Origin of the sequence: Streptococcus sp. Marseille-Q5855 (assembly GCF_946901985.1) — a bacterium.
GTDB lineage: Bacteria > Bacillota > Bacilli > Lactobacillales > Streptococcaceae > Streptococcus.
Window position 1 is genome coordinate 253,450 of the sequence record NZ_CAMPPR010000001.1, and the last position, 23,007, is coordinate 276,456.

Below are 23,007 nucleotides of genomic sequence, written 5' to 3' on the forward strand. Positions count from 1 at the left end.
CCTAAACCCTTAGCCGACATAGTGAGAAGTCTGGAACTTTCATCCCAGACTTTTCCTTATTTATTTTTTCTTTTTATTGTTAGCAAGGGCTGCCTTTTGTTGGCGGATGATTTGGTGGTAAACTTGTTGTACCTTAGCTTCGCTTGGTTTTTGACCATTTGCACTCAAAAGAGTACGAACTGCTTCAGCATTCAAACGTGGGTTGTCAGCAAATTCTTTTTCGATTTGCTTACGAACCAAGTACATTCCTCCAAGAGCTCCTCCTAGAAAAGCTAGCACAATCAATACAATTGCTAAAAGTAAATCCATCATTTTTCTCCTGTTTCTTTTTGAGTCTCTTTCATTATACCACAAACTAGCCACCCTGACTAGTTTGTTTTACGCTTTCAGGGAGGGAATAGACAGCAAAAAGAACCCTTCTTTTCTGCAAAAGAGGGCTCCTTGCTGAGTTTATACTCAATGAAAATCAAATAGCAAACTAGGAAGCTAGCCGCATGCTGCTCAAAACACTGTTTTGAGGTTGCAGATAGAGCTGACGTGGTTTGAAGAGATTTTGCAAAACGCAAGAAATAAAAGACTGAGACACTAGATCTCAGCCTTTTTCTTTATCCCAAAACCAATTCATCACTGACCAAACTTTGGCCACTATTTTTCTGGAAGAGATGCATGAGGTCTTCAACTGTCAGATGCTTTTTCTCTTCTCCTTTTACATCCACCACTATCTTGCCTTGATAGAGCATAATGAGACGATTTCCGTACTCAATCGCATGGTTCATATCGTGGGTAATCATCAAAGTCGTCAACTGATGGTGTTCCACAATCTTTTGCGTCAAATCCATCACCATTTGACTAGTTTTCGGGTCAAGTGCCGCAGTATGTTCATCCAACAACAAGAGCTTAGGTTTCACCAAGGCTGCCATGACTAGGGTCAAGGCCTGTCTTTGTCCTCCTGAAAGGTATTGAGTATCTACTTTCAAGCGATTTTCAAGGCCAATATTCAACTCTTTCAAGGCTTCTTGGAACTGGATTCTATCCTTCTCCTTCACGCCCCAACCAAGCCCTCTCTTCTGCCCGCGTCTCAAGGCAATAGCCATATTCTCCTCAATCGTCAAACGAGAAGCTGTTCCCATCTTAGGATCTTGAAAAACACGGGCAATATCCTTAGCTCTCTTTCTTACACTCAGATTTTTAATGGATTTCCCTGCCAGTAGAAGGTCCCCTTCGTCCACCGATAGATTGCCAGCCAAGATATTCATCAAAGTGGATTTCCCTGCTCCATTTCCACCAATCACAGAGATAAAATCTCCCTCTTCAACTTCTAAATCTAATCCTTTGAGGACATGGTTCTCATTGACCGTCCCTGCTTCAAATGTTTTGTGAATATTTTCAAGTGTTAACAAACTTGCCATAACTTTCTCCTCCTATTCATTTCTCAATTTCAGACCACGAATCTTTAACCTCTTTTGCAATTCTGGTGCAAATAAAACTAAGGCTAGCAAAATTGCATTAAAGAGACGAACTAGGTTTTGATCTAGATTTGGAATTTCATAGATATTTAAAATAATCAAACGGTATACAATAGCACCGATTCCGATGGATAATAAGCGGCCTCCAATGGTCAAGTCGTGTATCAAGACTTCCGCAATAATCACTGCACTCAAACCAACAACGATGGTTCCTGTCCCAGAAGTCACATCTGAAAATCCATCATTTTGGGCAAACAAGGAACCACATAGGGCAATCAAGCCGTTTGAAATCATGTAACCAACAATCTTCATGGTGTCTACATTGACCCCATTGGCCTCACTCATCGGAATATTGTCCCCAGTCGAACGCAAGACCAAGCCAATCTCTGTTTTCATCAAAAGAGTCAAGACCAAACAAACAAGTAATAGACAGGCCAAACTAAGTGAGAAAACAGCTTCTTCATTTGTCAGTCCCAAGCTAGCCAACTGTTTAAAGACAGTTGCAGAATCTCCCAAGGAAAGATTGGGCACACTTCCCATGATTTTAATATTGATTGAATAAAGCCCTGTCAAGGTCACAATCCCTGTCAAGAGAGCTGGAATTTTCATCTTGGTGTGGAGCATTCCTGATACCAGACCTGCTACCATACCTGCCAGCACAGCAAGTACGGTCGCAATCCAAGGATTTGTCCCTCCCTGTATCTGAGATACGACGACAGCCGCCCCCAGTGGAAAGGCTCCTTCAGCAGTCATATCCGCAATATCCAAAATACGGAAAGTCAAGTAGACCCCAATAGCCATAATCGACCACAACAAACCTTCTGATAAACTAGATAATACAAAATTCATCTCAAACCTCCTTATTCCTTGCCTTCTAACTTACTAATATCAATTCCCAATGCATCTGCCATTTCTTGATTGGTATGTAATTCCAGTTTTTCAGGCAACTCAACTGCTATATTTTCTGGCTTCTCACCTTTTAAAACACGAATCAGCATGCGAGCTGTCTGTCTTCCCAATTCTTCATAATTAGTTCCGTAGTTATACAAGCCGCCAACAGCAATCATTTCTGTTGAACCACCGAATACTGGAACCTTGTGTTTAATAGAAACCTGCTTGACTGTTTCCATGGTTGATGAAATGATATTATCCGTTGGTACAAAAACCATATCCACCTCTGCCATCAAGCTTTCTGCTGCCGCCTTGACGTTGTTACTGTCCAAGACTGTTTTTTCAACAACGGTAAAGCCTTTTTCTTCCAGAAGGCGCTTAGCTTCATCCTTTTGGACAACTGAGTTTGGCTCGCTCTGAGTATAGAGGATTCCAATCGTTTTAGCTTTTGGCAACACTTTCTTTATCAAATTGATTTGGGTTGAAATGGCATCTGATGACTGATCGCTTGTCCCAGTTACATTGCCCCCAGGATGTTCTCTTGACTCAACCAACTTGGCACTGACAGGATCTGTTACCGCTGAAAAGATAACCGGTGTCGTTTGTGTTGTATTAGCCAAGCTCTGAGCAGAAGGCGTTGCGATAGCTAGAACGACATCACTAGATTCTGCTAGTTGCTGGGAAATCGTTTTTAGATTTCTTTGTTCTCCCTGTGCATTTTGCAAATCAATCTCGATATTTTTCCCTTCAATATAACCTTGCTTGCCCAGCTCATCCACAAAACCTTCTCTAGTAGCGTCTAGAGACTGGTGGGTAATAAATTGTGAAATACCGATACGAAATACATCTTTTTTCTTATCTGCCTTCAACTGATGCAAACTGATCAGAGAGGTTAAGAGGATCCCCACTACCAAGAGGGGTGCTAGCAATTTTCGAACAACTTTCATAATGAAACTCCTTCTCAGAAAAGATAATACTCAATGAAAATCAAAGAGCAAACTAGGAAACTAGCCGCAGGCTGTACTTGAGTACGGCAAGGCGACGTTGACGTGGTTTGAATTTGATTTTCGAAGAGTATAAAACAAAAAACCGCCTAGATAATACCTAAACGGATGCTTGAAAAAATCTAACAAGTTATAACTTTGCTAGTCCATTTAGATATTCATCTATATGGACCACAATCAAAAATCTTAGCCACATAGATACAAACAAATTGCTTGAACTGTTTGCATCCATGGTGACATGTCTACAAACACTATCTAAAGTAGCTAAAGTAAAAGTTTTGATTCATTGTTACAGCTTGTCTTTTATTCATTTCTTTTTCTGCTTTCTTTTTTGATGTTTCCTATCTTACCACCTTTTTCATCACCTGTCAAGAATATTTCAGAATTTTTTAAAATTTTTCGAAAATTCTTTCAAGCCGCTTTCAAAGTTTTTTCAAATCAGTCCAACAAAAAAAGGTTTATAATTTCCATAAAAATTGACATGGAAATTATAAAACCATTATTAGTTTAACCCTTGTTGGTAACGCGCCAATTCGGCTTGGTTAGCCCAAACATAGTGACCTGGACGGATTTCTACCATAGATGGCTTATCAGTCTCATAGTCGTGCTGACTTGGATCGTAAACCTTCAAGACCTTCTTACGTTCCAAGATTGGATCTGGGATTGGTACCGCTGAAAGTAAGGCTTGAGTATATGGGTGAATTGGATTGTTAAACAATTCTTCTGTTTCTGCAACCTCTACAATAACACCCTTGTAAATAACTGCGATACGATCTGAAATAAAACGAACAACCGACAAGTCATGGGCGATAAAGAGATAGGTCAAGCCAAGTTCTTTTTGGAATTTTTTAAGCAAGTTCAAGACTTGGGCACGTACAGAAACGTCCAAAGCTGAAATGGGCTCATCCGCAATAACAAAGTCTGGTTGCATGACCAAGGCACGGGCAATACCGATACGTTGACGTTGACCACCTGAGAATTCATGAGGGTAACGAGTCAAGTGCTCAGCAAGAAGCCCCACTTCACGGATAATACTTTTAACCTTCTCTTTACGTTCTTCCTCATCTTTGAACAGATGATGATTGTAAAGACCTTCAGAAATAATATAATCAACAGTGGCACGTTCATTCAAACTTGCTGCAGGGTCTTGGAAAATCATCTGGATACGACGAATCAATTCCGCAGCTTGTTCACGCGATTTCTTACCATTAATCTTTTGACCATCAAAAATGATATCACCATTACTTGTATCATTTAGACCAATGATGGCACGACCAATAGTTGTTTTCCCACTACCTGACTCACCAACAAGCGAGAACGTTTCTCCCTTGTTGATAAAGAAGTTGGCATTTTTAACCGCGACAAACTTCTTACTTCCTTCACCGAAGGAAATTTCTAAATCTTTGATTTCTACTAATTTTTCAGACATTTCCTTCCTCCTAGTCTGCCAGATGGGCAAATCCCATTTTATCACGAATCTTATCGTGGAGATTTGCAATCACAGCTGGTTTTTCTACTTTTGGAGCATCCTCATGAAGAAGCCAAGTTTTAGCCCAATGCGTCTCTGATACTGAGAATTGAGGAGCTTTTTGTTCGAAGTCAATCTGCATTGCATAGTCAGAGCGCAAGGCAAAGGCATCCCCTTTCAGGTCAGTATAAAGTGACGGAGGTGTTCCTGGGATTGAGTAAAGATCCCCTTTATCATCAGCAAGCTGAGGCAAGCTAGACAAGAGACTCCATGTATATGGATGGCGAGGGTCATAGAAGACTTCTTCAACAGTTCCATACTCAACGATTTCTCCTGCATACATAACCGCTACCTTATCCGCAATACTTGCCACCACACCAAGGTCGTGGGTAATAAAGATTGTTGTGAAATGGTACTCGTTTTGTAAAGATTTTAGCAAATCAATAATCTGAGCTTGGATAGTCACATCCAAGGCAGTCGTTGGCTCATCACAGATTAAGACATCAGGTCGGCAGGCAAGGGCAATAGCAATTACGATACGTTGACGCATCCCTCCAGAATATTGGAATGGGTATTCATCAAAACGTCTATCTGCGTCTGGAATCCCAACCTTATTCATGTAGTCAATGGCCAATTCTTTCGCTTCTTTAGCTGTTTTTCCTTGGTGTTTTACAATAACTTCTGTAATCTGACTACCAATTGTTTTAATTGGGTCCAAACTAGTCATTGGGTCCTGGAAGATAGTCGCAATCTTAGCACCACGAATTTGTTCCCAATCCTTGTGAGAAGATAAGGCTGTCAAATCCTGACCACGGTAGTCAATACTACCCTGAGCAATGCGACCATTTTCTTCAAGCATACCTGTGAAAGTCTTTGTCAAAACAGATTTCCCTGATCCTGACTCACCTACCAAGGCTAATACTTCTCCTTCAACTAGTTCAAGGGAAACGCCACGAATGGCTGTTAATACTTTGTCACGAACGTCAAATTCCACGACAATATCGCGAGCAGTCAAAATTACATTTTTTTCTTTTGTCATTTCTACTCCTATCTATGTGTACGTGGATCACTAGCATCCGCTAAGTTTTGACCAACTACGAAAAGAGATAAGGATACCAAGACAAGGGTTGTCAATGGAATCCAGAACAAGTAAGCATTGGTTGTTACGTTTTGTGAATAATCCGAAATCAAACGACCCAAACTTGGCACTGTAATCGGTAATCCAAGACCGAAGAAAGACAAGAAGGCTTCGTATGAGATAAAGCTTGGAAGCATTTGAGTCATGGTTGTCACAATAACAGATACCAATTGAGGCATGATATTTTTGGCAACAATCTTCAAGGTTGGTGTTCCCAAAGTACGTGACGCCAAGTTGTATTCCAAATCACGATAACGCAAGATTTGCACACGAATCATGAAGGCAATCCCGATCCATGTTGTTACACTCATAGCAAAAATCAGATTCCAGAATCCAGCTCCGATTGAGTAAGTCAAGACAATAACAATCAAAAGAGATGGGATGTTTGAGATGACGTTATAAACTTCCATCATCACACGGTCTACTGATTTTGAAATACCCCAAATACCACCGACAAAGACACCGATAACCAAGTTAATCACTGTCGCAATCACAGAAATGAGGATGGAGTTACGAGCTCCGAACCAGACACCGTCAAAAAGAGATTTACCGTTACTGTCTGTACCGAACCAATGCTCAGCATTTGGCTTGATATAACGAGCACTAAAGTCGTTTACCTTGCTGACATCATTGAAATCAAACTTAGAAAACATTGGGTAGATGAAACTCATCAAAATGATGGCTACCAAGATTCCCAACATGACTACAGTTGATTTTTTCTTCATAAATTGTCTAAACACTGATTTCCAGTAAGAATATGCTGGCGCATCAATAGTTTCAGAGGCAAAATCGTCACGTTTTACAAACTGAAATTTTTCTTTATCGATTGTAGACATTATTTGCCTCCTTTCTCAGTCAATTTAATACGTGGGTCAATAATGGTCATCCAAATATCTCCCAAAAGAAGTGAGAAGATAGAAATACATGTAAAGATGAAGACAAGACCAACGACCATAGAGTTATTAGATGCTTTTACAGAGTCAATCAACATTTTACCCATACCTGGGAAGGCAAAGACTGTTTCAGTAAGGGTTGCACCACCGATAACCCCAATAACGGCACCAGGAATTCCTGAAACCAGCGGAACCATGGCATTTTTAAAGATGTGTTTGTTTGAAATTTCTTTTTCAGACAAACCTTTTGCACGAGCGAAACGAACAAAGTCTTGTGATTGCAAGTCAATCATGTAACGACGAATCCAAATAGCTGTACCCGGAGCACCCAACAAACCAAGGATAACTGCTGGTAAAACATACGAACGCCAATCTCCAGCACCCAAGATAGGGAATGAATCTGGCAAACCGATTGAAGAACCAGCCAAACGAACGATATAAACCAAGGCAATTGTTGGAAGAGCCATCAAGAAGGTCAAAGCCCCTGTTGAAAAGCTATCAATCCAAGTATTCTTGAAGCGAGCCATAGCTGAACCAAGTGGCACGGCAATCGCATAAGAAATCACCAAACCGATCAATCCTACAACAGCAGAGCTGGCAATCATTGAAGGATATTGGTAGTTACTTTCAGTCGCTGTATAAGGATCATCTTTCCCATAGCTAGCTACTTCACGAGAGTCAGCCTGACTAGGTGACTTGTAGGTTCTTGAGTAAATATTTACAGAAGACGTTTTCTTACCTGTTGGGAACTGAACTTGGGCAGTTTTGGTTTGTCCTTGACCTTGAGTAATAACCTGAAGAACTGGTGTATTAGCATAGGTTGGATAGGAGTCACCTAAATTAATATTCACAAAATTTTGATGCACAAATGGGAACTGACTGTTGAAGTACAAGAGATATTTATGTTTAGTGCCTGAACCGACCAATGACCATCCGATAGCTGGATCATTTTCGAAACGAAGGTAGCGTTTCAAGTCTGGATTTTCAGGGTCTTGAATTTTATTTGTATGATCAATATCAATCAAGTTAGCATAGAAGTGAAAAACACGTTCAAAAATTGGAATTTCACGAGTAGCATAGAATTGACCACTTTCAGTAAATTCTCCCAAAGTCCAACCATGACCTAATTGATTGATGTACTTTTCATAAATAGCTTTATTGGTCGCATTTGCCTCTACTGTTACAGAAGAATCCATGCTACTTGCCTTTTCTTGCAACTCTTTAGTATCGTAATACTCAATGTAGCCCATACGCTCAAACACAGTGTTTTCATAGTTATCACGTTTATCAGCCGTTGTCGCAATTTTATTATAGTTAGGATCCTGCTTGAAAATCAATTTTCGAGGAACCAAGGTATAGATAATCGTGTAGGTCAAAGTCGTCACTAAGAAAATCGAAACCAATGACCGCAAAACACGCATAAAAATATATTTTTTCATATTATTTCCTTTAAAAATCCCAAAAGAACCTTCTCCTCATGGAGAGAAAGTTCTATTAGAAATTATTTACTTCACATGACTTGCCAATTCTTTTTGAGCTTTCTCATTTGATTCAGCTTTTTCTTTCAACCATTTTTCACGAGCTTTTTCATACTCTTTCTTAGTCACCGCTTTATCTTGTAATTTCAAATATTTGAAGTAAACATCTGACCCCTTAGAGCCTGTTTGCGCAGAAGCTCCAGTAAATGGAACAACTCGTGAAAGCACCGGTGCTGCACCAGCAGAAGCCATAGCAGGAATAAAGAGTGAACTATCTGTCAACCATGCTTGAGCCGCTGCATATTTTTCATAACGGACATTCAAGTCGCTTGTCTCTTTGGCAGCTTCATCAACTAATTTATCGTATTCTTTCAAACCAACTTGAACTACTGAAGGGCTATTTGGATTATCAAATCCTAAATATGTTTTTGTAGTTTCACTACTAGTTGTTTTTAAAATATCCAGGTAAGTAGATGGGTCTTGATAGTCTGGCCCCCATGAAACTCCTCCCGATACATCCCAATCCTCAGCTGACGCATTAGCAGCATAGTAAGTGATATTAAGAAATTCATCTCTTGTCATTTGTTGAATATCAACCACGACATTTTCAGCACCAAGAACTGTTTCTACAGATTGTTTAAAGGACTGAATACGGGATATGTAGCCTTTTGCTGCTTGGTCTACTGGAACATCCAAATGAATAGGGAACTGAACGCCGTCTGCTTCTAAAGTTTTCTTAGCTTTTGCAAATTCTGCCTTGGCCTTGTCAGCATTGAATAAACCATCCTGCCCATCAGCTAAATTCACACCTTTCCACTCATCTCCATAGGCAGGAAGTTGAGCAGCGACTAAATCACCAAAGGTCTTCTCACCAACTGAAACAAAGTCTGGTTTTACAAATAAATTACGAACTGCTAAAGCTGCTCCATCTTTACCATTGATTTGAGCAGAGTAAGCTGAGCGATCAAAAGCAAAATTCAAGGCTTGACGGAAATCTTTGTTAAGCAATGCCTTCTTAGTAGAGGCTTTCTCTGAATCGGTAGTTTTAGAAGTATAGTTGTAACTTTGGCGATCAATATTCACACCTATACCAGCAATCCCAGAGTCTGGTTGTGTGTAATAGATATTGTCCTTGTATTCTTCTGCAACCTTAGAGTAGTTGGAACTGGTAGGGAAAAGACGAGCAAAACTATAAGCTCCACTAGTGAAGTTACGCTCTAGCGACTCCTGATCTGAGCCATCATAGTAAGCCAGATTTATAGTATCTAGGTGGACGTTTTCTTTGTCCCAATATTGTTCATTTTTTACAAACTCTACAGAAGATTTTGCAGTCAACCCTTTCAACAAGAATGGACCATTATAAAGCAAGGATGTCGGATCTGTTGGTTTAGCAAAATCGCTTCCTTTTGATGTTTCGAATTCTTCATTCAGAGGCCAGAAAATAGAATAAGTCAACTTAGAGTTCCAGAACGGTTCAGGCTGGTTCAAAGTGTATTGTAACGTATAATCATCAACCGCCTTGACACCAACTGTTGAAAAATCTGTTGAAGTTCCTGATAGATAATCTGCCAAGCCTTTAACCGAATTTTCAGCTAAATACATAGCTTCTGATTTTTTATCTGCTGCGTGTTTTAAACCGTTCACGAAATCTTTAGCCGTCACCTCTGCATATTCTTCTCCATCAGAGGTAAACCATTTAACCCCTTTACGAATCTTATAAGTATAGGTCAAACCATCCTTAGAGACTTCCCAATCCTCTGCAACTGCAGGAGCAAGATTCCCGTAATTATCGTTAGTGAATAAACCATCAATCCCATTTGAAGTCACTACTTTTGTACTATTTTTACTTGAAATCAGGTAGTCCAAGGTTTCTGGGTCTGCTGTATAAATATAGCCATAAGCTTTAGGGGCTGATGAATCAGATGATTTTGAAGAACTGCATGCTGCAAGTACACCTGCTGCTAATAAAACAAGACCTGCTGTAGCAAATACACGACTTTTTTTCATTTTCTACTCCTCTGTTTATGTGAATTATAGATTGACAACCATTATATCATATTATCCATTAAAAATCAAACAAATTTTCAGAATATTTAGGCTTATTAACACAAATTTTTCATTTTTTTTTGAATATATGATTCAAATTGTCGTTCGAAGTGTCAAAGACTACAGTGAAAATAGGAAATTTGGCTCAGAAACTTTGGAGCTTAGGAAGACCTATAGTAAAATGAAATACGGACGGAACAATGTGATTTTGGAATTCAAATTAAATTATAACAATATTGTAGAAGTATCATTCTAGTATTCAAGATTCAGTTTACTATGTCTTTTTCACACCAACCTTATTCCGAATTCAATTACTTTCGTGATTTACACATATAGATTAAGACTATCTTTTATACTTTAAAATTTTTCGCTACCTTATCCACTATATACGCCTTACTATCACGTTCCTGTTCATAGCGTACGATTTCACTATTGCTTTCTCTGACAATTCTTATTTCCTGCGTCAGACTTAAAACGATCTATCCCCAGACCATTTTAATCCACTACCTCACGATAGTCAGGCTTGGGGAGAGCTATTGTATTCACCGATAGTGGATCCCTACAGAGGACTTACACCTCAGATGCACGACATGTCCAGTGTATATAAAAATCTCCCACCCAAGGTAGAAGATTGTAATCTTATAAACTTAATCCGTCATGTCCGATACCAAGGTTCGATGCTCCAATGGAATACTGCACATAACTAACAAGAAAATAAAGCCTGACTGAATCCAGAAGAGGGCCAAGTCAAAGATTCCGTGCACAGCAACCACTGTAAGGAAAGATAGATAAAGGCCGATAATCGGGCGTTTCCCCGACTCCTGACTCATATCCATCATCAAGCGAACAGGAGCAACAGAAGACAAAACTAGTAAAATAGTTCCCACAATTCCGTAACTCAGAATCGTATCAATGTAAAGGCTGTGAGCATGTTCATGATAAGGAGCATTTATCCGAGGATACGAGTGCATGTAGGTCAATGGCCCCTCACCCCAGAAAGGATTTTGCTTAAATAAGGCCATCCCAGCATCCCAGATAGAAATGCGTTCTTCCATAGAAGAGTCTAAAGTCCCCATCCGAACTCCCAAATCACTAGAAAAGAGGAAGCTCAAGCCAATCGCAAAGACCCCAATACTAAGCCAAAAGGCCTTCCAATTTTTAATGGTCGTAAAGAGATAGATAATGGCTCCAGCGATAATAGCAGGAAAGGCAGTTCGATTTTGAGTAAAGTTCAAACCAAAGAGATTCACAAAGCCTGCAATCACACAGAATACTTTCAACCAATTCAACTTGGTCGTTGTAAACAAATAGAAGGCAATCATGATACAGAAACAACAAATAATTCCATAATAATTAGGATTAAAGAAGGTCACTTCTGCACGATTCTGATGCCACACCTGCATGTTAGGTGAAAGAAAAGCATAGTTGAATTTCTTCACAATTTGGAAATGCTCTAAACTCGCAAAAACAGCTGACAAGACGCTACCAAATAAGACGAGCTGCAAAATCAAGCGAAAGAATTTATGGGATAAAATCGACTGATAATACAAAAAGAAAATAGTAAATAGAAACATTCCTACTGAAGCCACAAGCCCCATCCAATTTTGTGCAAGAATGGATATAACAGTACTATAGCCAAGAAAAAGAAGCAGCATCGGATGCTCCCCCATTTTCTGAAGAATACTTTTCATGTCTCCTGTAAAAATCAAACTGATAATATATAAACAGAATACAACTACAAAAAGATAAAAGGGCAAAAAGATACTCAGGATAATTCCCAATAAAATCAGCTCTTTACTAGACAACCCTTTCAGCTTTTCAATAAAGCCTATTGATTTCAAAATGAATCCTTTCTCTCCAAATCAGTTGATTCAGATAATAGTAAGCTATCCTATATTGTACCACTTTTTTAGCAATTTGAAAACAAGGGAAACGTTTACTAAAATAAAAAAACTATTTTATCAACCATATCAAGGCTTCAAAATGTTACTTCAACTCCATTCTCAATTACCCGATAAGTCTGATTTTGCAAATCAATTTCTGCTACTGCTGTTACGGACTTATCTTTATTTTGACGTTTGATTACAATGCTTTGAGCTGTTGGTGTTTCAACGTCAATAGTCCCTCCTAGATCAAAGGCTTCTAAACGGTTACGGAAAGAAAATAGATTGAGAAGGGCCTTCACTACAGGACGTTGGACCTCTTCTGATATTTCCTCATTGCTATAGTAATGACGATTAATATTTCGACCTTCTTTAGTTTCTTCTAACAATTTCAAGTCATTCTTGCCTGCTAATAGACCTACATAGTAAATCTGAGGAATACCTGGGGCAAAAGCTTGAATTAGACGAGCGAGAAAATACTTGACATCATCGTCTCCAAGCGCAGAATAGTAGGTTGAATTGATTTGGTAGATATCTAAATTGTTATACTCGGCACTAGAGTACTTACGTTTGACATTCGCTCCAACCTTATAGAGTTCATTTGAAGCATAGTCAATTTCCTCATCAGTCAGGATATCCTTGACATCTACTACTCCAATCCCATCATGGGTGTCTAGCGTCGTAAATTGCTTCATTGGGCTCATCTTTAACCACTTAGCCAAACGCTCTGTTCTGGAACTGTAAAGAGTATAAAGTGTCACCATTGGAAGAGCAAAATCATAAACATAGTAATCGTGATCCGCTATTTTAAACTGAATCGAATAATGTTCATGAATCTCAGGTAAGAGCTCTGTTCCATACTCAGCAGCGATGTCTCGAACTTTGTCCAATAAATCCCAAATATCTGGTTCCACAAAGAAATCATTGGTATCCAATTTCTTCACTGCATAAGCAAAGGCATCTAAGCGAATCAAATCACACCCATTACTTGCCAAGTGCTGAATGGTCTTACGGATAAATTCCATCGTTACTTCTTTGGTCACATCAAGATCAATCTGCTCCTCACCAAAGGTATTCCACAAATGTTCCACTGACCCATCTGCAAAGACAATCTCTTGCTTTGGTGCACGATCCTTACGCTTGTAAATTAAGTCTACATCAGCTTGTGTCGGACGATTTTCCGGCCAAAACTTATCCCAGTTTAAAAAGAGATCTTTAAATTCACTGGCTTCATGTTTTTCTTGATAGTCCTTATAATACTTAGATTGACGAGAAATATGGTTAATCATAAAGTCAAACATAAGATAATATTTCTCACCTAAACGCTTAACATCCTCCCAATCACCAAAAGCTGAGTCCACTTCGTCGTAGTCAACTGGCGCAAATCCACGATCACCTGTTGATGGGAAAAATGGTAGAAGGTGAACTCCCCCAATAGCATCTCCAAAATGCTCTTCCAAATTATCATATAAGTCTTTAAGATTATTTCCCAGACTATCTGAATAGGTAATCAACATGGTTTTATTTTGAATTGGCATCATTACTCTCCTTTTTCTAATTGAAGCCAAGTCTCATATGACTTGGCTTCGTAAATCAAATTCATGTTATACTCTTCGAAAATCTCTTCAAACCACGTCAGCTCTATCTGCAACCTCAAAACAGTGTTTTGAGCAACCTGTGACTAGCTTCCTAGTTTGCTCTTTGATTTTCATTGAGTATTAAATCTCTGTTTATCATCAAACTCGTACTAAATATAGACTTCAATAAACTAAGTACTACTTTCTTGTTTTCACATAAAATTGTCAACTAGCTGAACTATTCCCCTGTATCAGGAATTATAGCTTCTCTAGTCTCTTCTTACTTCACTGCCCCGTTGCTCATTCCTGCGATGATATGGCGTTGGAAGAAGAGATAGACAATGGTGATACTGATAATGCCGACAACGTATGAGGCAAAGCTTGGCCCGTAGTCGTTGAAGTATTGGCCTGCGTAGTTGTATTGGAACAAAGGCAGAGTCCACATTTTTGAATCCCGGTTCAAGACAAGGAGTGGCAACATGAAGTCATTCCAGAACCAAAGGGCATTGATGATCATGGTTGTCGCATGCATCGGTTTCATCATTGGGAAGATGATGCGGAAATAAGTTGTAAATTGATTAGCCCCATCGATCTCTGCTGCTTCATCCAGACTTTCTGGGATCGAGATTTTGATATAGCCAACATAGAGAAAGAGGGTCTGTGGAATCGCATAGGTCAAGTAGAGCAAGATCAAACCAAAGGTATTAGCCAAACCGAGTTTACTCATCATAACCGTAATCGGAATCATGATGACTTGGAAAGGTACGAAGATTCCGAGGATTAAGAGGATATACATGATGGTAAAGGCTTTTCTTTTACTCATATTGCGAGCGATGGAGTAGGCTGCCATCGGAATAAAGATCATTACTGCAAGTAAAGACAAGACAGTGATGACGACAGAGTTCCAATAATAGCCTCCGATCCCATCAGCTAAGAGACGGCTAAAGTTGTCCCATGTGAAGTTGGTTGGAAAGCCAAAGAAATTGTCTACAATATCCTTAGTGGGTTTGAAGGAACTAAAGAGGGTAGCAAGGAGCGGCACTAAAATCAGAACCGATCCTAGAATCAATAGAATGTATTTGCCAATCAGGTCTTTTCTTTCATCTTGTTTCATCATGCTTCTCCTCTTAAATTTCAAATTTCTTAGATACTCTCAATTGGATGATCGAAATCACTACAATTAAGAAGAACAAGATTACGGCAATGGCATTGGCATAACCGAATTGGTTGTTTTTAAAGGCATAGTTATAAACCAAAAGCCCAAGTGAAGTTGTGGCATTGTTTGGACCACCACCGGTCATGGCAAAGACTTGGTCAAAAGCAGTCAGCCCACCTTTTAGGGATAGGATAAAGACCATAGAGACACTTGGTAGCAAGTAAGGCAATTCAATGTTCCAGAAAACTTGCTTGCTAGTCGCGCCATCAATCCTTGCTGCCTCTGTAATCTCAGTTGGAATAGATTGCAAACCAGCTAGGAAGATGATGATGGGCATAGCCACCCCTTGCCAAAGAAGGACAAAGACAGCCGCAAAGATCGCTCCCCACTTAGTCCCTAAAAGACTGGTTTGGAAAAATTCAATATGAAGGGCATGCCCAATCGCTGGAAGACCGTAGTTGAAGACTTGCTTGAAGATCAAAGCCACTGTCAAACCAGACAAAACAGCTGGGAAGAAGAACCAAGCACGGAAGAAGGTTTGGGCTTTGATTTTAGAGTTCAAGACACGCGCAATGAAGATCCCGAGTGCAATCTCACCAACCACCATGGCAATCGTAATGATTGCGGTAAAGCCAATCGCATTCATGAATTTTGGATCCATGAAGAGGAGCTTAAAGTTGTTTAAGCCGACAAATTTGTAGTTATAAGTCAATCCTGTCCAGTTAGTAAAACTGTAAAAGGCTCCTTGAAACATCGGCACATAGAAGAAAATTGCTTGTAACAAGAGAGGGATGACCACAAAAGCCCATGCCCAATATTTTTGTAATACTTTTTTCATAGTCTCTCTACTCCTAATCCACATCCGCTTTCATCGGGTTAAAGAAGGCATTCAAATCATTGACCATGCCTTGTTTATCACCGGTCAAGACATAGTTCATGGTCAAGGTATGGAAGTCTGATTCACTGGTCCAGTATTGTTGCAACCAGACCAAGTGACGATCAGTAAAGGCATATTCGGTCATACCAGCAAGCGGTGAATCTTCTCCTGCTTGTTTGACCCCTTCGATCGCTGTTGGAGATCCGTCCACATCGTAGTATTTTTGCATAACCTCTGGACGGGTCATATATTCCACAAAGGCATTGGCTTCTTTTGGATGTTTGGTGGCGGCTGAGATAGACCATGCCAAGTCTCCCGCACCAACGGTTAAGCTTTGTCCTTTTTCTTTTCCTGGAATCATGAAGGTCCCAATCTTAAAGTTCGGTTTTTGTTCATTAATCGCTGTGATCGCCCAAGACCCATTTGGTGTCATGAGGACATCCCCACGTGCGAAGGCTCCGATAACATCGGTATAGCCAGCACCTTCCCAGTTCTTTTGCTTAGAGCCATTGATGCGAAGGATGTCCATGACCTTGATATCATCTTTCATAATCGGATCCGACAATTTAATGGCATTTGGTTGAGAATAACGAAGGTATTGATTTGCTTCTTTTCCTCCACCTGTTGCTGTCGCAAAGGCTAATTGATTGTAACCATTGAGTGTCCAAGCATCTGCACCTGCAATTCCAAATGGTGTTTGTCCTTTAGCAACGATATCTTTGACTAACTGTTCAAATTCATCCCAGGTTTCAGGAACCTTCAAGCCCAGTTCTTCGAATTTATCTTTGTTGTAGTAAATTCCATAAGCATTAGCTGTAAAAGGAACGTTGTAAACTTTTTCGTTTACAGCATATTTTTCAGCGTAGCCATTTTTCACGCGTTTCAGGTAGTCTTTGTTGCTCAAATCTTCAAAAACACCTGCTTTTGCCCATTCTTGCAGTTCGATGGACTGTGGGTAAATATTGACCACATCAGGCACATCTCCTGCGAGAACGCGTGTCTTCAATACTTCACCAGCATTTGGTACATTGACGACTTTGACCTTGATCTTAGGGTTTTCCTTCTCAAAATCACGAGTGATTTCTTCCAAGGTTTTGGTCATTTCTTTTTTCTGGTTGAAATACTCGATGGTCACTGTGCCATCCGCAGATTTACCATAGTTGGAGCAAGCGCCGAGCCCAAACAAAGCTAAACCTGTAGTTGCAAGAAGTCCGATTTTTTTATACCATTCCATTAGAAAGCCTCCTTTATAAATTTATACACCCTTATCATAGTCTTCTAAAAATATACTGTCTACTCAAAAAATCTCCTTGGGATAAGATAACAGTTATGCCCGCATACATTAGTTCTGCACCTGAGTAAACTTCGCCATTTTCCTGTAATTTATATAGTCCCTCTTCATCCAAATCTTTTAATTTTAAAGTTGTTTCCATGGTCTCTACAACAGATAAAACGCGAACGTAGGTTACAATCGTTTGATTTCCGTAATTAAATTGTACAGCTGCTTCATTGGATGCAGTATCAGGATTAATTAGTCTATACTGCTGTCCTAACTGAACTACTGGTCGTAATTCTTTATACAAGTTCACCTGATTAGCAATCGTAGCTTTCTCTTCATCTGATAAATTTGTCAAATCAAGCTCATAGCCCAAATTTCCCATCATTGCTACATGGCCACGTGTTTCTAATGGTGTCATTCGTCCCATCTGATGATTCGGTACTGCTGACACATGAGCCCCCATAGAAATGGTTGGATAGAGATAGGATGAACCGTATTGAATTGGTAAACGTGCAATGGCATCAGTATTATCACTAGCCCAGACTTGTGGGAAATAGCGTATCATACCAAGATCATTTCGTCCACCACCACCAGAGCAGGACTCAAAGAGAATATGGCTGTGCTTCTCTGTCAGATAAGAAACGAGTTCGTAAAGCCCCAGCATGTACTGATGAGATTGCATCTGTGTCTCTAGATAAGTTAATCCATTCCCTAGCTTAGTGATATTGCGGTTCATATCCCATTTAATGTAATCAATCTCATGATAAGATAGGAGTTGATCTAAGACACTTTTCAAGTATTCTACTACCTGAGGATTGGCAAGATTAAGTACTAATTGATTCCGAGAATAAGTATGCTCATAATCAGGAACCTGAATAGCCCAGTCAGGATGTTGACGATACAAATCACTATCTACAGAAATCATTTCGGGTTCTAACCAAAGTCCAAACTGCAAACCTCTTTCATGGATAGCTGAAATCAGACTTTCTAGACTTCCACCCAGTTTTTCCTCATTAACAACCCAATCACCTAAAGCACGATTATCATCAAAACGATTGCCAAACCAACCATCATCTAATACAAAAAGTTCAATGCCAACTTTCTTAGCTTCATCTGCTAACTCTAACAGTTTTTCTCTCTGAAAGTCAAAGTAAGTAGCTTCCCAGTTATTGATTAGAATTGGACGTTCTTTTTTAGAAAATTCACTTAGCATAATGTGCTTCAGTACAAAATTCTGACTTTCATGACTAATACCAGTTAATCCCTGATCTGAATGAGTCACTAAAGCTACCGGTGTTTCAAAGTATTCCTCAGGGGCTAACTTCCAAGAAAAGTTTTCTGGATTAATGCCAATAGCCACCCGAACTTCATTCAATTGATTTTTTTGAACAAAAGCTTCAAAGTTGCCACTATACATTAGTTGAATAGCAAACACATTCCCAGCATCCTCTGTGACTCCTTGTTCGCATAGTAGAAGAGCTGGTGTTTGAGCATGACCAGAAGCACCTCGGTTTGAGCTAATCGAAAAGATTCCTTGTTCTACCTGTTGACGTCTAACAGTCTTTTCACGAGCATAAGCACCCTGCAGAGTTACTATTTCGTAATCTGCAGCTGGAAAATCAGCCATAAAAGAAAAATCTTTATGGATGACAACTTCCTGATTACTATTATTATCTAATTTACTGTAGCTAGCAATAGTCGCATCATTATTAAAAGTAGTATAATACAAAGTCAGACTAAGTTGAACCTTAGAATCTTCTAACATTAAGACAAGAGTCTCTGTATCGTCCATGCTATGTGGAGAAGGTAAGCCCTGTGGACCATTCTGACCTTTTAAAATCTTTGCTTCTACAAATCGAAAGTCTGTTACTTCAGTTACACTATGCTGAACCTGTATGGTTGGTTTCCTAAAATCTCCTAAGCCATGTTGTCCAAAAATCTGTCGCTGAGTATCTAAACTAAAGGTTCGATTAGTAGCCGTTGGATTTCCTGAAAAGGCATGGTCTCGTTCATAAACACTATTGGAACCTTTATAGTTCTTAATAGGCTTTCCTAAATGTTTCAAAAGTAAGTACCCACCACGATTTTCAATAATCAAGCTTAGATTTTTACTCTCAACATAAAATAGATTATTCTCTATCCTAACTCCCATTTACTTCACCTCATCACTTTATTGACTCTATTTTATCATCTGAAATCGCTTTCTAAAATAGAAAAATGTCTCAAGAATATGGTAAAATGTTAGGTAGGAGGTAGCACATGCTAGTTTTTTCAGAATACCAGACTGGAACAATTGACCTTTCCCTAAGCTTTTATGGATATGAGGAATGCACACCTAATTACTCTTTTGGTCCAGCAATTCGAGATACATACGTTCTACATTACATTACTAAAGGACAAGGAAAATTTCATTACAAGGGTAAAATTGTTGATTTAAAAGAAGGAGATTTCTTTCTATTAAAACCAGATGAACTAACCTTTTATCAAGCAGATAGTAAAGAACCTTGGGCCTACTACTGGTTAGGAATCACTGGAGGGAAAGCTCCTGACTATTTTGCTCTTTCTCAAATTTCTGACCAATCCTATCTCGTCCAATCTGAAACTTGTCATACTCAGTCTACTGCAAAACTCATCTCAGACATTGTCCGCTTCGCTCAGATTACAAAATCAAATGAATTAGCTCAACTCCATATCATGGGACAACTCCATGAACTGATGTTTCATCTGGGAACTATTGCTCCCAATCAGAAAAAAAAGAATATTTCATCAACCTACCAACTCTATCTTGAATGCAAACGATTAATTGATAGCCACTATCCTCAATCACTTACAATTCAAGATTTAGCAAAAGAGCTATCCGTTCACAGAAGCTACTTATCAAGCGTATTCAAAGAATTTAATACCTTATCACCCAAAGAATACCTACTCTACGTTCGAATGCACCGAGCTAAACAACTTCTCGAAAATACCCAAGAGTCCATCAAGGTAATTGCATACTCAGTAGGTTTTTCAGATCCACTCCATTTTTCAAAAGCTTATAAACAATACTTTAATCAGACTCCAAGTCATACAAGAAAAGATACTCTCAGTACCAACTAGTGAGAAAGGAAACACTATGAAATCCTACCAAGCTGTCTACCAGATTCTAGCTAAAGAAACCGATTATATCAGCGGAGAAAAAATCGCAGAAGAACTATCCCTCAGCAGAACATCAATTTGGAAAGCCATCAGGCGGCTAGAACAAGAAGGCATTGAAATTGATAGTATCAAAAACAAAGGCTATAAACTGGTGAATGGTGACCTTATTCTTCCAGAGATTCTAGAAGAAAATCTTCCAATTAAAGTCAGCTTTAAAACCGAAACAAAATCAACACAACTAGATGCAAAAGAAGCAATTGATTTAGGCCATGAAGCAAATACCCTCTATCTAGCTTCCTATCAAACAGCAGGCCGAGGCCGTTTTCAACGTTCCTTCTACTCACCACAAGGTGGTATTTATATGACACTCCATCTCAAACCAAATCTTCCTTACGACAAATTACCGTCCTACACACTACTTGTAGCAGGAGCTATCTACAAAGCTATTAAGAACCTAACTTTAATAGATGTCGACATAAAATGGGTCAATGATATCTATCTAAACAATCATAAAATTGGAGGAATTCTCACTGAAGCAATGACCTCTGTAGAAACAAGCTTAGTCACAGATATCATTATTGGAGTAGGTATCAATTTCACCATTAAAGACTTCCCTCAGGAATTAAAAGAAAAAGCTGCTAGCTTATTTAAAACTACAGCTCCTATAACAAGGAATGAATTGATCATAGAAATCTGGCGTGCTTTCTTCGAAACACCAGCAGAGGAGCTATTATACCTATATAAAAAACAGTCATTCGTTCTAGGAAAAGAAGTTACTTTCACACTAGAACAAAAAGACTACAAGGGACTTGCTAAAGACATCTCAGAAAATGGAAAACTTTTAATTCAATGTGATAACGGAAAAGAAATCTGGCTCAATAGCGGAGAAATTTCTCTCAATAGTTGGAAGTAGTAATAAACAAGCACAACCATAAAATCAACAATATATAAAGATTCTAGCCTTTCTTCTGCCCACAACAGTTGACAAAGAGCGCAAAAAAACTTCAGATAAGTAATCCAATTAAGTTTTACAAATCTGAAGTTTTATTGTCTCTAAAAATAAAAATGAGAGTTACAAACTCTCATTAAAACGGAGAATAAGGGATTCGAACCCTTGCGCCAGTTACCCGACCTAACGATTTAGCAAACCGTCCTCTTCAGCCTCTTGAGTAATTCTCCAATTAATGGGCACGAGTGGACTCGAACCACCGACCTCACGCTTATCAGGCGTGCGCTCTAACCACCTGAGCTACGCGCCCAAGTTAAAAACTTGGTAATTTGAACAAAGTTCAAAGCGGGTGACGAGAATCGAACTCGCGACAACAGCTTGGAAGGCTGTAGTTTTACCACTAAACTACACCCGCATACATACTATAAGTAAAAATGGCGCGAGACGGAATCGAACCGCCGACACATGGAGCTTCAATCCATTGCTCTACCAACTGAGCTACCGAGCCTTATTGCGGGAGCAGGATTTGAACCTACGACCTTCGGGTTATGAGCCCGACGAGCTACCGAGCTGCTCCATCCCGCGTTAATAAAAAGGAGGATGTGGGATTCGAACCCACGCACGCTTTTACACGCCTGACGGTTTTCAAGACCGTTCCCTTCAGCCGGACTTGGGTAATCCTCCAATATTCAAATGGACCTTGTAGGACTTGAACCTACGACCACTCGGTTATGAGCCGAGAGCTCTAACCAGCTGAGCTAAAGGTCCGACAAGATCATTATAGCGGCGAAGGGGATCGAACCCCCGACCTCCCGGGTATGAACCGGACGCTCTAGCCAGCTGAGCTACACCGCCATGTATCGGGAAGACAGGATTCGAACCTGCGACACCTTGGTCCCAAACCAAGTACTCTACCAAGCTGAGCTACTTCCCGAGTTAAATAGAAAAATGCACCCTAGAGGAGTCGAACCTCTAACCGCCTGATTCGTAGTCAGGTACTCTATCCAGTTGAGCTAAGGGTGCTCATTAGTTTATGCCGAGGACCGGAATCGAACCGGTACGATCGTTACCAATCGCAGGATTTTAAGTCCTGTGCGTCTGCCAGTTCCGCCACCCCGGCCTCTCTAAGCGAACGACGGGATTCGAACCCGCGACCCCCACCTTGGCAAGGTGGTGTTCTACCACTGAACTACGTTCGCACTGTTTTCTTCTATCTAAAAATGCCGGCTACATGACTTGAACACGCGACCCTCTGATTACAAATCAGATGCTCTACCAACTGAGCTAAGCCGGCTCATTTATTATATCTTAATGCGGGTTAAGGGACTTGAACCCCCACGCCGTTAAGCGCCAGATCCTAAATCTGGTGCGTCTGCCAATTCCGCCAAACCCGCAGATATGACCCGTACTGGGCTCGAACCAGTGACCCATTGATTAAAAGTCAATTGCTCTACCAACTGAGCTAACGAGTCTAAAATAACTTCTGTTATCTTAAACGGTCCCGACGGGAATCGAACCCGCGATCTTCGCCGTGACAGGGCGACGTGATAACCGCTACACTACGGGACCTTTGGGAGTTAACGGGATCGAACCGCTGACCCTCTGCTTGTAAGGCAGATGCTCTCCCAGCTGAGCTAAACTCCCTAGAGCTAAGCGACTTCCATATCTCACAGGGGGCAACCCCCAACTACTTCCGGCGTTCTAGGGCTTAACTTCTGTGTTCGGCATGGGTACAGGTGTATCTCCTAGGCTATCGTCACTTAA

16 protein-coding genes, 17 tRNA genes, 1 rRNA gene and 1 pseudogene are annotated in these 23,007 nt (G+C 40.0%); 2 read left to right on the top strand and 33 right to left on the bottom strand.

What is annotated here, in order from left to right:
* Positions 1-60: 60 nt before the first annotated feature.
* From OC529_RS01270 to OC529_RS01340, 15 genes are all read right to left on the bottom strand, one after another.
* Complete coding sequence (locus OC529_RS01270; protein ID WP_000364990.1) at positions 61-309, bottom strand: YneF family protein; 249 nt, start codon at positions 307-309, stop codon at positions 61-63.
* A 296-nt stretch (positions 310-605) separates the two neighbouring features.
* Positions 606-1,409: an ABC transporter ATP-binding protein gene (locus OC529_RS01275; protein WP_000157661.1), complete on the bottom strand. Its 804-nt coding sequence runs from the start codon at positions 1,407-1,409 to the stop codon at positions 606-608.
* A 12-nt stretch (positions 1,410-1,421) separates the two neighbouring features.
* A complete protein-coding gene (locus OC529_RS01280) occupies positions 1,422-2,315 on the bottom strand; it encodes an ABC transporter permease (protein WP_112443793.1) in 894 nt (297 codons plus the stop codon).
* Positions 2,316-2,326: 11 nt separating this feature from the next.
* A complete protein-coding gene (locus OC529_RS01285) occupies positions 2,327-3,304 on the bottom strand; it encodes an ABC transporter substrate binding protein (protein ID WP_112443792.1) in 978 nt (325 codons plus the stop codon).
* Positions 3,305-3,863: 559 nt separating this feature from the next.
* Positions 3,864-4,790 carry an ATP-binding cassette domain-containing protein gene (locus OC529_RS01290; protein ID WP_112443791.1) on the bottom strand — a complete coding sequence of 309 codons (927 nt, stop codon included), beginning with the start codon at positions 4,788-4,790 and terminating at the stop codon, positions 3,864-3,866.
* A 10-nt stretch (positions 4,791-4,800) separates the two neighbouring features.
* Positions 4,801-5,868 carry an ABC transporter ATP-binding protein gene (locus tag OC529_RS01295; protein WP_000159549.1) on the bottom strand — a complete coding sequence of 356 codons (1,068 nt, stop codon included), beginning with the start codon at positions 5,866-5,868 and terminating at the stop codon, positions 4,801-4,803.
* A gap of 8 nt (positions 5,869-5,876) precedes the next feature.
* Positions 5,877-6,803, bottom strand: coding sequence for an oligopeptide ABC transporter permease OppC (oppC, locus tag OC529_RS01300; protein ID WP_000103703.1), 927 nt, complete (start codon positions 6,801-6,803; stop codon positions 5,877-5,879).
* Entirely contained in the window at positions 6,803-8,299 is a 1,497-nt protein-coding gene (locus tag OC529_RS01305) for an ABC transporter permease (RefSeq protein WP_077804683.1), read from the bottom strand. The genes oppC and OC529_RS01305 overlap by 1 nt, the downstream gene beginning before the upstream one ends.
* Before the next feature lie 66 nt (positions 8,300-8,365).
* A complete protein-coding gene (locus tag OC529_RS01310; RefSeq protein WP_262081318.1) occupies positions 8,366-10,345 on the bottom strand; it encodes a peptide ABC transporter substrate-binding protein in 1,980 nt (659 codons plus the stop codon).
* 686 nt (positions 10,346-11,031) lie between these two features.
* The gene (locus OC529_RS01315; RefSeq protein WP_173233271.1) at positions 11,032-12,225 is read right to left on the bottom strand and encodes an O-antigen ligase family protein; all 1,194 of its coding nucleotides are present in this window, start codon (positions 12,223-12,225) and stop codon (positions 11,032-11,034) included.
* Between the two features lie 137 nt (positions 12,226-12,362).
* Positions 12,363-13,805, bottom strand: coding sequence for a sucrose phosphorylase (gene gtfA / locus OC529_RS01320; RefSeq protein ID WP_112445793.1), 1,443 nt, complete (start codon positions 13,803-13,805; stop codon positions 12,363-12,365).
* A gap of 319 nt (positions 13,806-14,124) precedes the next feature.
* A complete protein-coding gene (locus OC529_RS01325) occupies positions 14,125-14,958 on the bottom strand; it encodes a carbohydrate ABC transporter permease (protein WP_112445791.1) in 834 nt (277 codons plus the stop codon).
* A gap of 13 nt (positions 14,959-14,971) precedes the next feature.
* Positions 14,972-15,838 carry a carbohydrate ABC transporter permease gene (locus tag OC529_RS01330; RefSeq protein ID WP_173218721.1) on the bottom strand — a complete coding sequence of 289 codons (867 nt, stop codon included), beginning with the start codon at positions 15,836-15,838 and terminating at the stop codon, positions 14,972-14,974.
* Between the two features lie 13 nt (positions 15,839-15,851).
* Entirely contained in the window at positions 15,852-17,111 is a 1,260-nt protein-coding gene (locus tag OC529_RS01335) for an extracellular solute-binding protein (RefSeq protein WP_262081319.1), read from the bottom strand.
* Between the two features lie 34 nt (positions 17,112-17,145).
* Positions 17,146-19,308: an alpha-galactosidase gene (locus OC529_RS01340; protein ID WP_262081320.1), complete on the bottom strand. Its 2,163-nt coding sequence runs from the start codon at positions 19,306-19,308 to the stop codon at positions 17,146-17,148.
* Positions 19,309-19,415: 107 nt separating this feature from the next.
* On the opposite strand from OC529_RS01340, the pseudogene OC529_RS01345 reads away from it, so the two are divergent.
* Positions 19,416-20,275, top strand: a pseudogene (locus OC529_RS01345) (AraC family transcriptional regulator).
* Positions 20,272-21,207: a bifunctional biotin--[acetyl-CoA-carboxylase] ligase/biotin operon repressor BirA gene (birA, locus tag OC529_RS01350; RefSeq protein WP_262081322.1), complete on the top strand. Its 936-nt coding sequence runs from the start codon at positions 20,272-20,274 to the stop codon at positions 21,205-21,207. Before OC529_RS01345 ends, birA begins: the two are co-directional and overlap by 4 nt.
* Before the next feature lie 178 nt (positions 21,208-21,385).
* Here the strand turns inward: birA and OC529_RS01355 are convergent.
* The 18 genes from OC529_RS01355 to rrf form a co-directional block, all read right to left on the bottom strand.
* Positions 21,386-21,473 (bottom strand) — tRNA-Ser (locus tag OC529_RS01355).
* Between the two features lie 6 nt (positions 21,474-21,479).
* Positions 21,480-21,553: transfer RNA gene (locus OC529_RS01360), tRNA-Ile, on the bottom strand.
* A gap of 34 nt (positions 21,554-21,587) precedes the next feature.
* A tRNA-Gly gene (locus tag OC529_RS01365) sits at positions 21,588-21,658 on the bottom strand.
* A gap of 20 nt (positions 21,659-21,678) precedes the next feature.
* Positions 21,679-21,751: transfer RNA gene (locus OC529_RS01370), tRNA-Phe, on the bottom strand.
* Between the two features lie 3 nt (positions 21,752-21,754).
* Positions 21,755-21,828, bottom strand: a tRNA-Met gene (locus OC529_RS01375).
* A gap of 9 nt (positions 21,829-21,837) precedes the next feature.
* Positions 21,838-21,927 (bottom strand) — tRNA-Ser (locus tag OC529_RS01380).
* Positions 21,928-21,937: 10 nt separating this feature from the next.
* Positions 21,938-22,011: transfer RNA gene (locus OC529_RS01385), tRNA-Ile, on the bottom strand.
* Positions 22,012-22,024: 13 nt separating this feature from the next.
* Positions 22,025-22,098 (bottom strand) — tRNA-Met (locus OC529_RS01390).
* A gap of 5 nt (positions 22,099-22,103) precedes the next feature.
* A tRNA-Pro gene (locus tag OC529_RS01395) sits at positions 22,104-22,177 on the bottom strand.
* Positions 22,178-22,192: 15 nt separating this feature from the next.
* A tRNA-Arg gene (locus OC529_RS01400) sits at positions 22,193-22,266 on the bottom strand.
* An 11-nt stretch (positions 22,267-22,277) separates the two neighbouring features.
* Positions 22,278-22,363 (bottom strand) — tRNA-Leu (locus tag OC529_RS01405).
* 7 nt (positions 22,364-22,370) lie between these two features.
* Positions 22,371-22,442: transfer RNA gene (locus tag OC529_RS01410), tRNA-Gly, on the bottom strand.
* Positions 22,443-22,464: 22 nt separating this feature from the next.
* A tRNA-Thr gene (locus OC529_RS01415) sits at positions 22,465-22,537 on the bottom strand.
* A gap of 18 nt (positions 22,538-22,555) precedes the next feature.
* Positions 22,556-22,637: transfer RNA gene (locus OC529_RS01420), tRNA-Leu, on the bottom strand.
* A 5-nt stretch (positions 22,638-22,642) separates the two neighbouring features.
* A tRNA-Lys gene (locus OC529_RS01425) sits at positions 22,643-22,715 on the bottom strand.
* Positions 22,716-22,739: 24 nt separating this feature from the next.
* Positions 22,740-22,812, bottom strand: a tRNA-Asp gene (locus OC529_RS01430).
* A gap of 2 nt (positions 22,813-22,814) precedes the next feature.
* Positions 22,815-22,887, bottom strand: a tRNA-Val gene (locus OC529_RS01435).
* A gap of 4 nt (positions 22,888-22,891) precedes the next feature.
* Positions 22,892-23,007 (bottom strand): 5S ribosomal RNA (gene rrf, locus OC529_RS01440).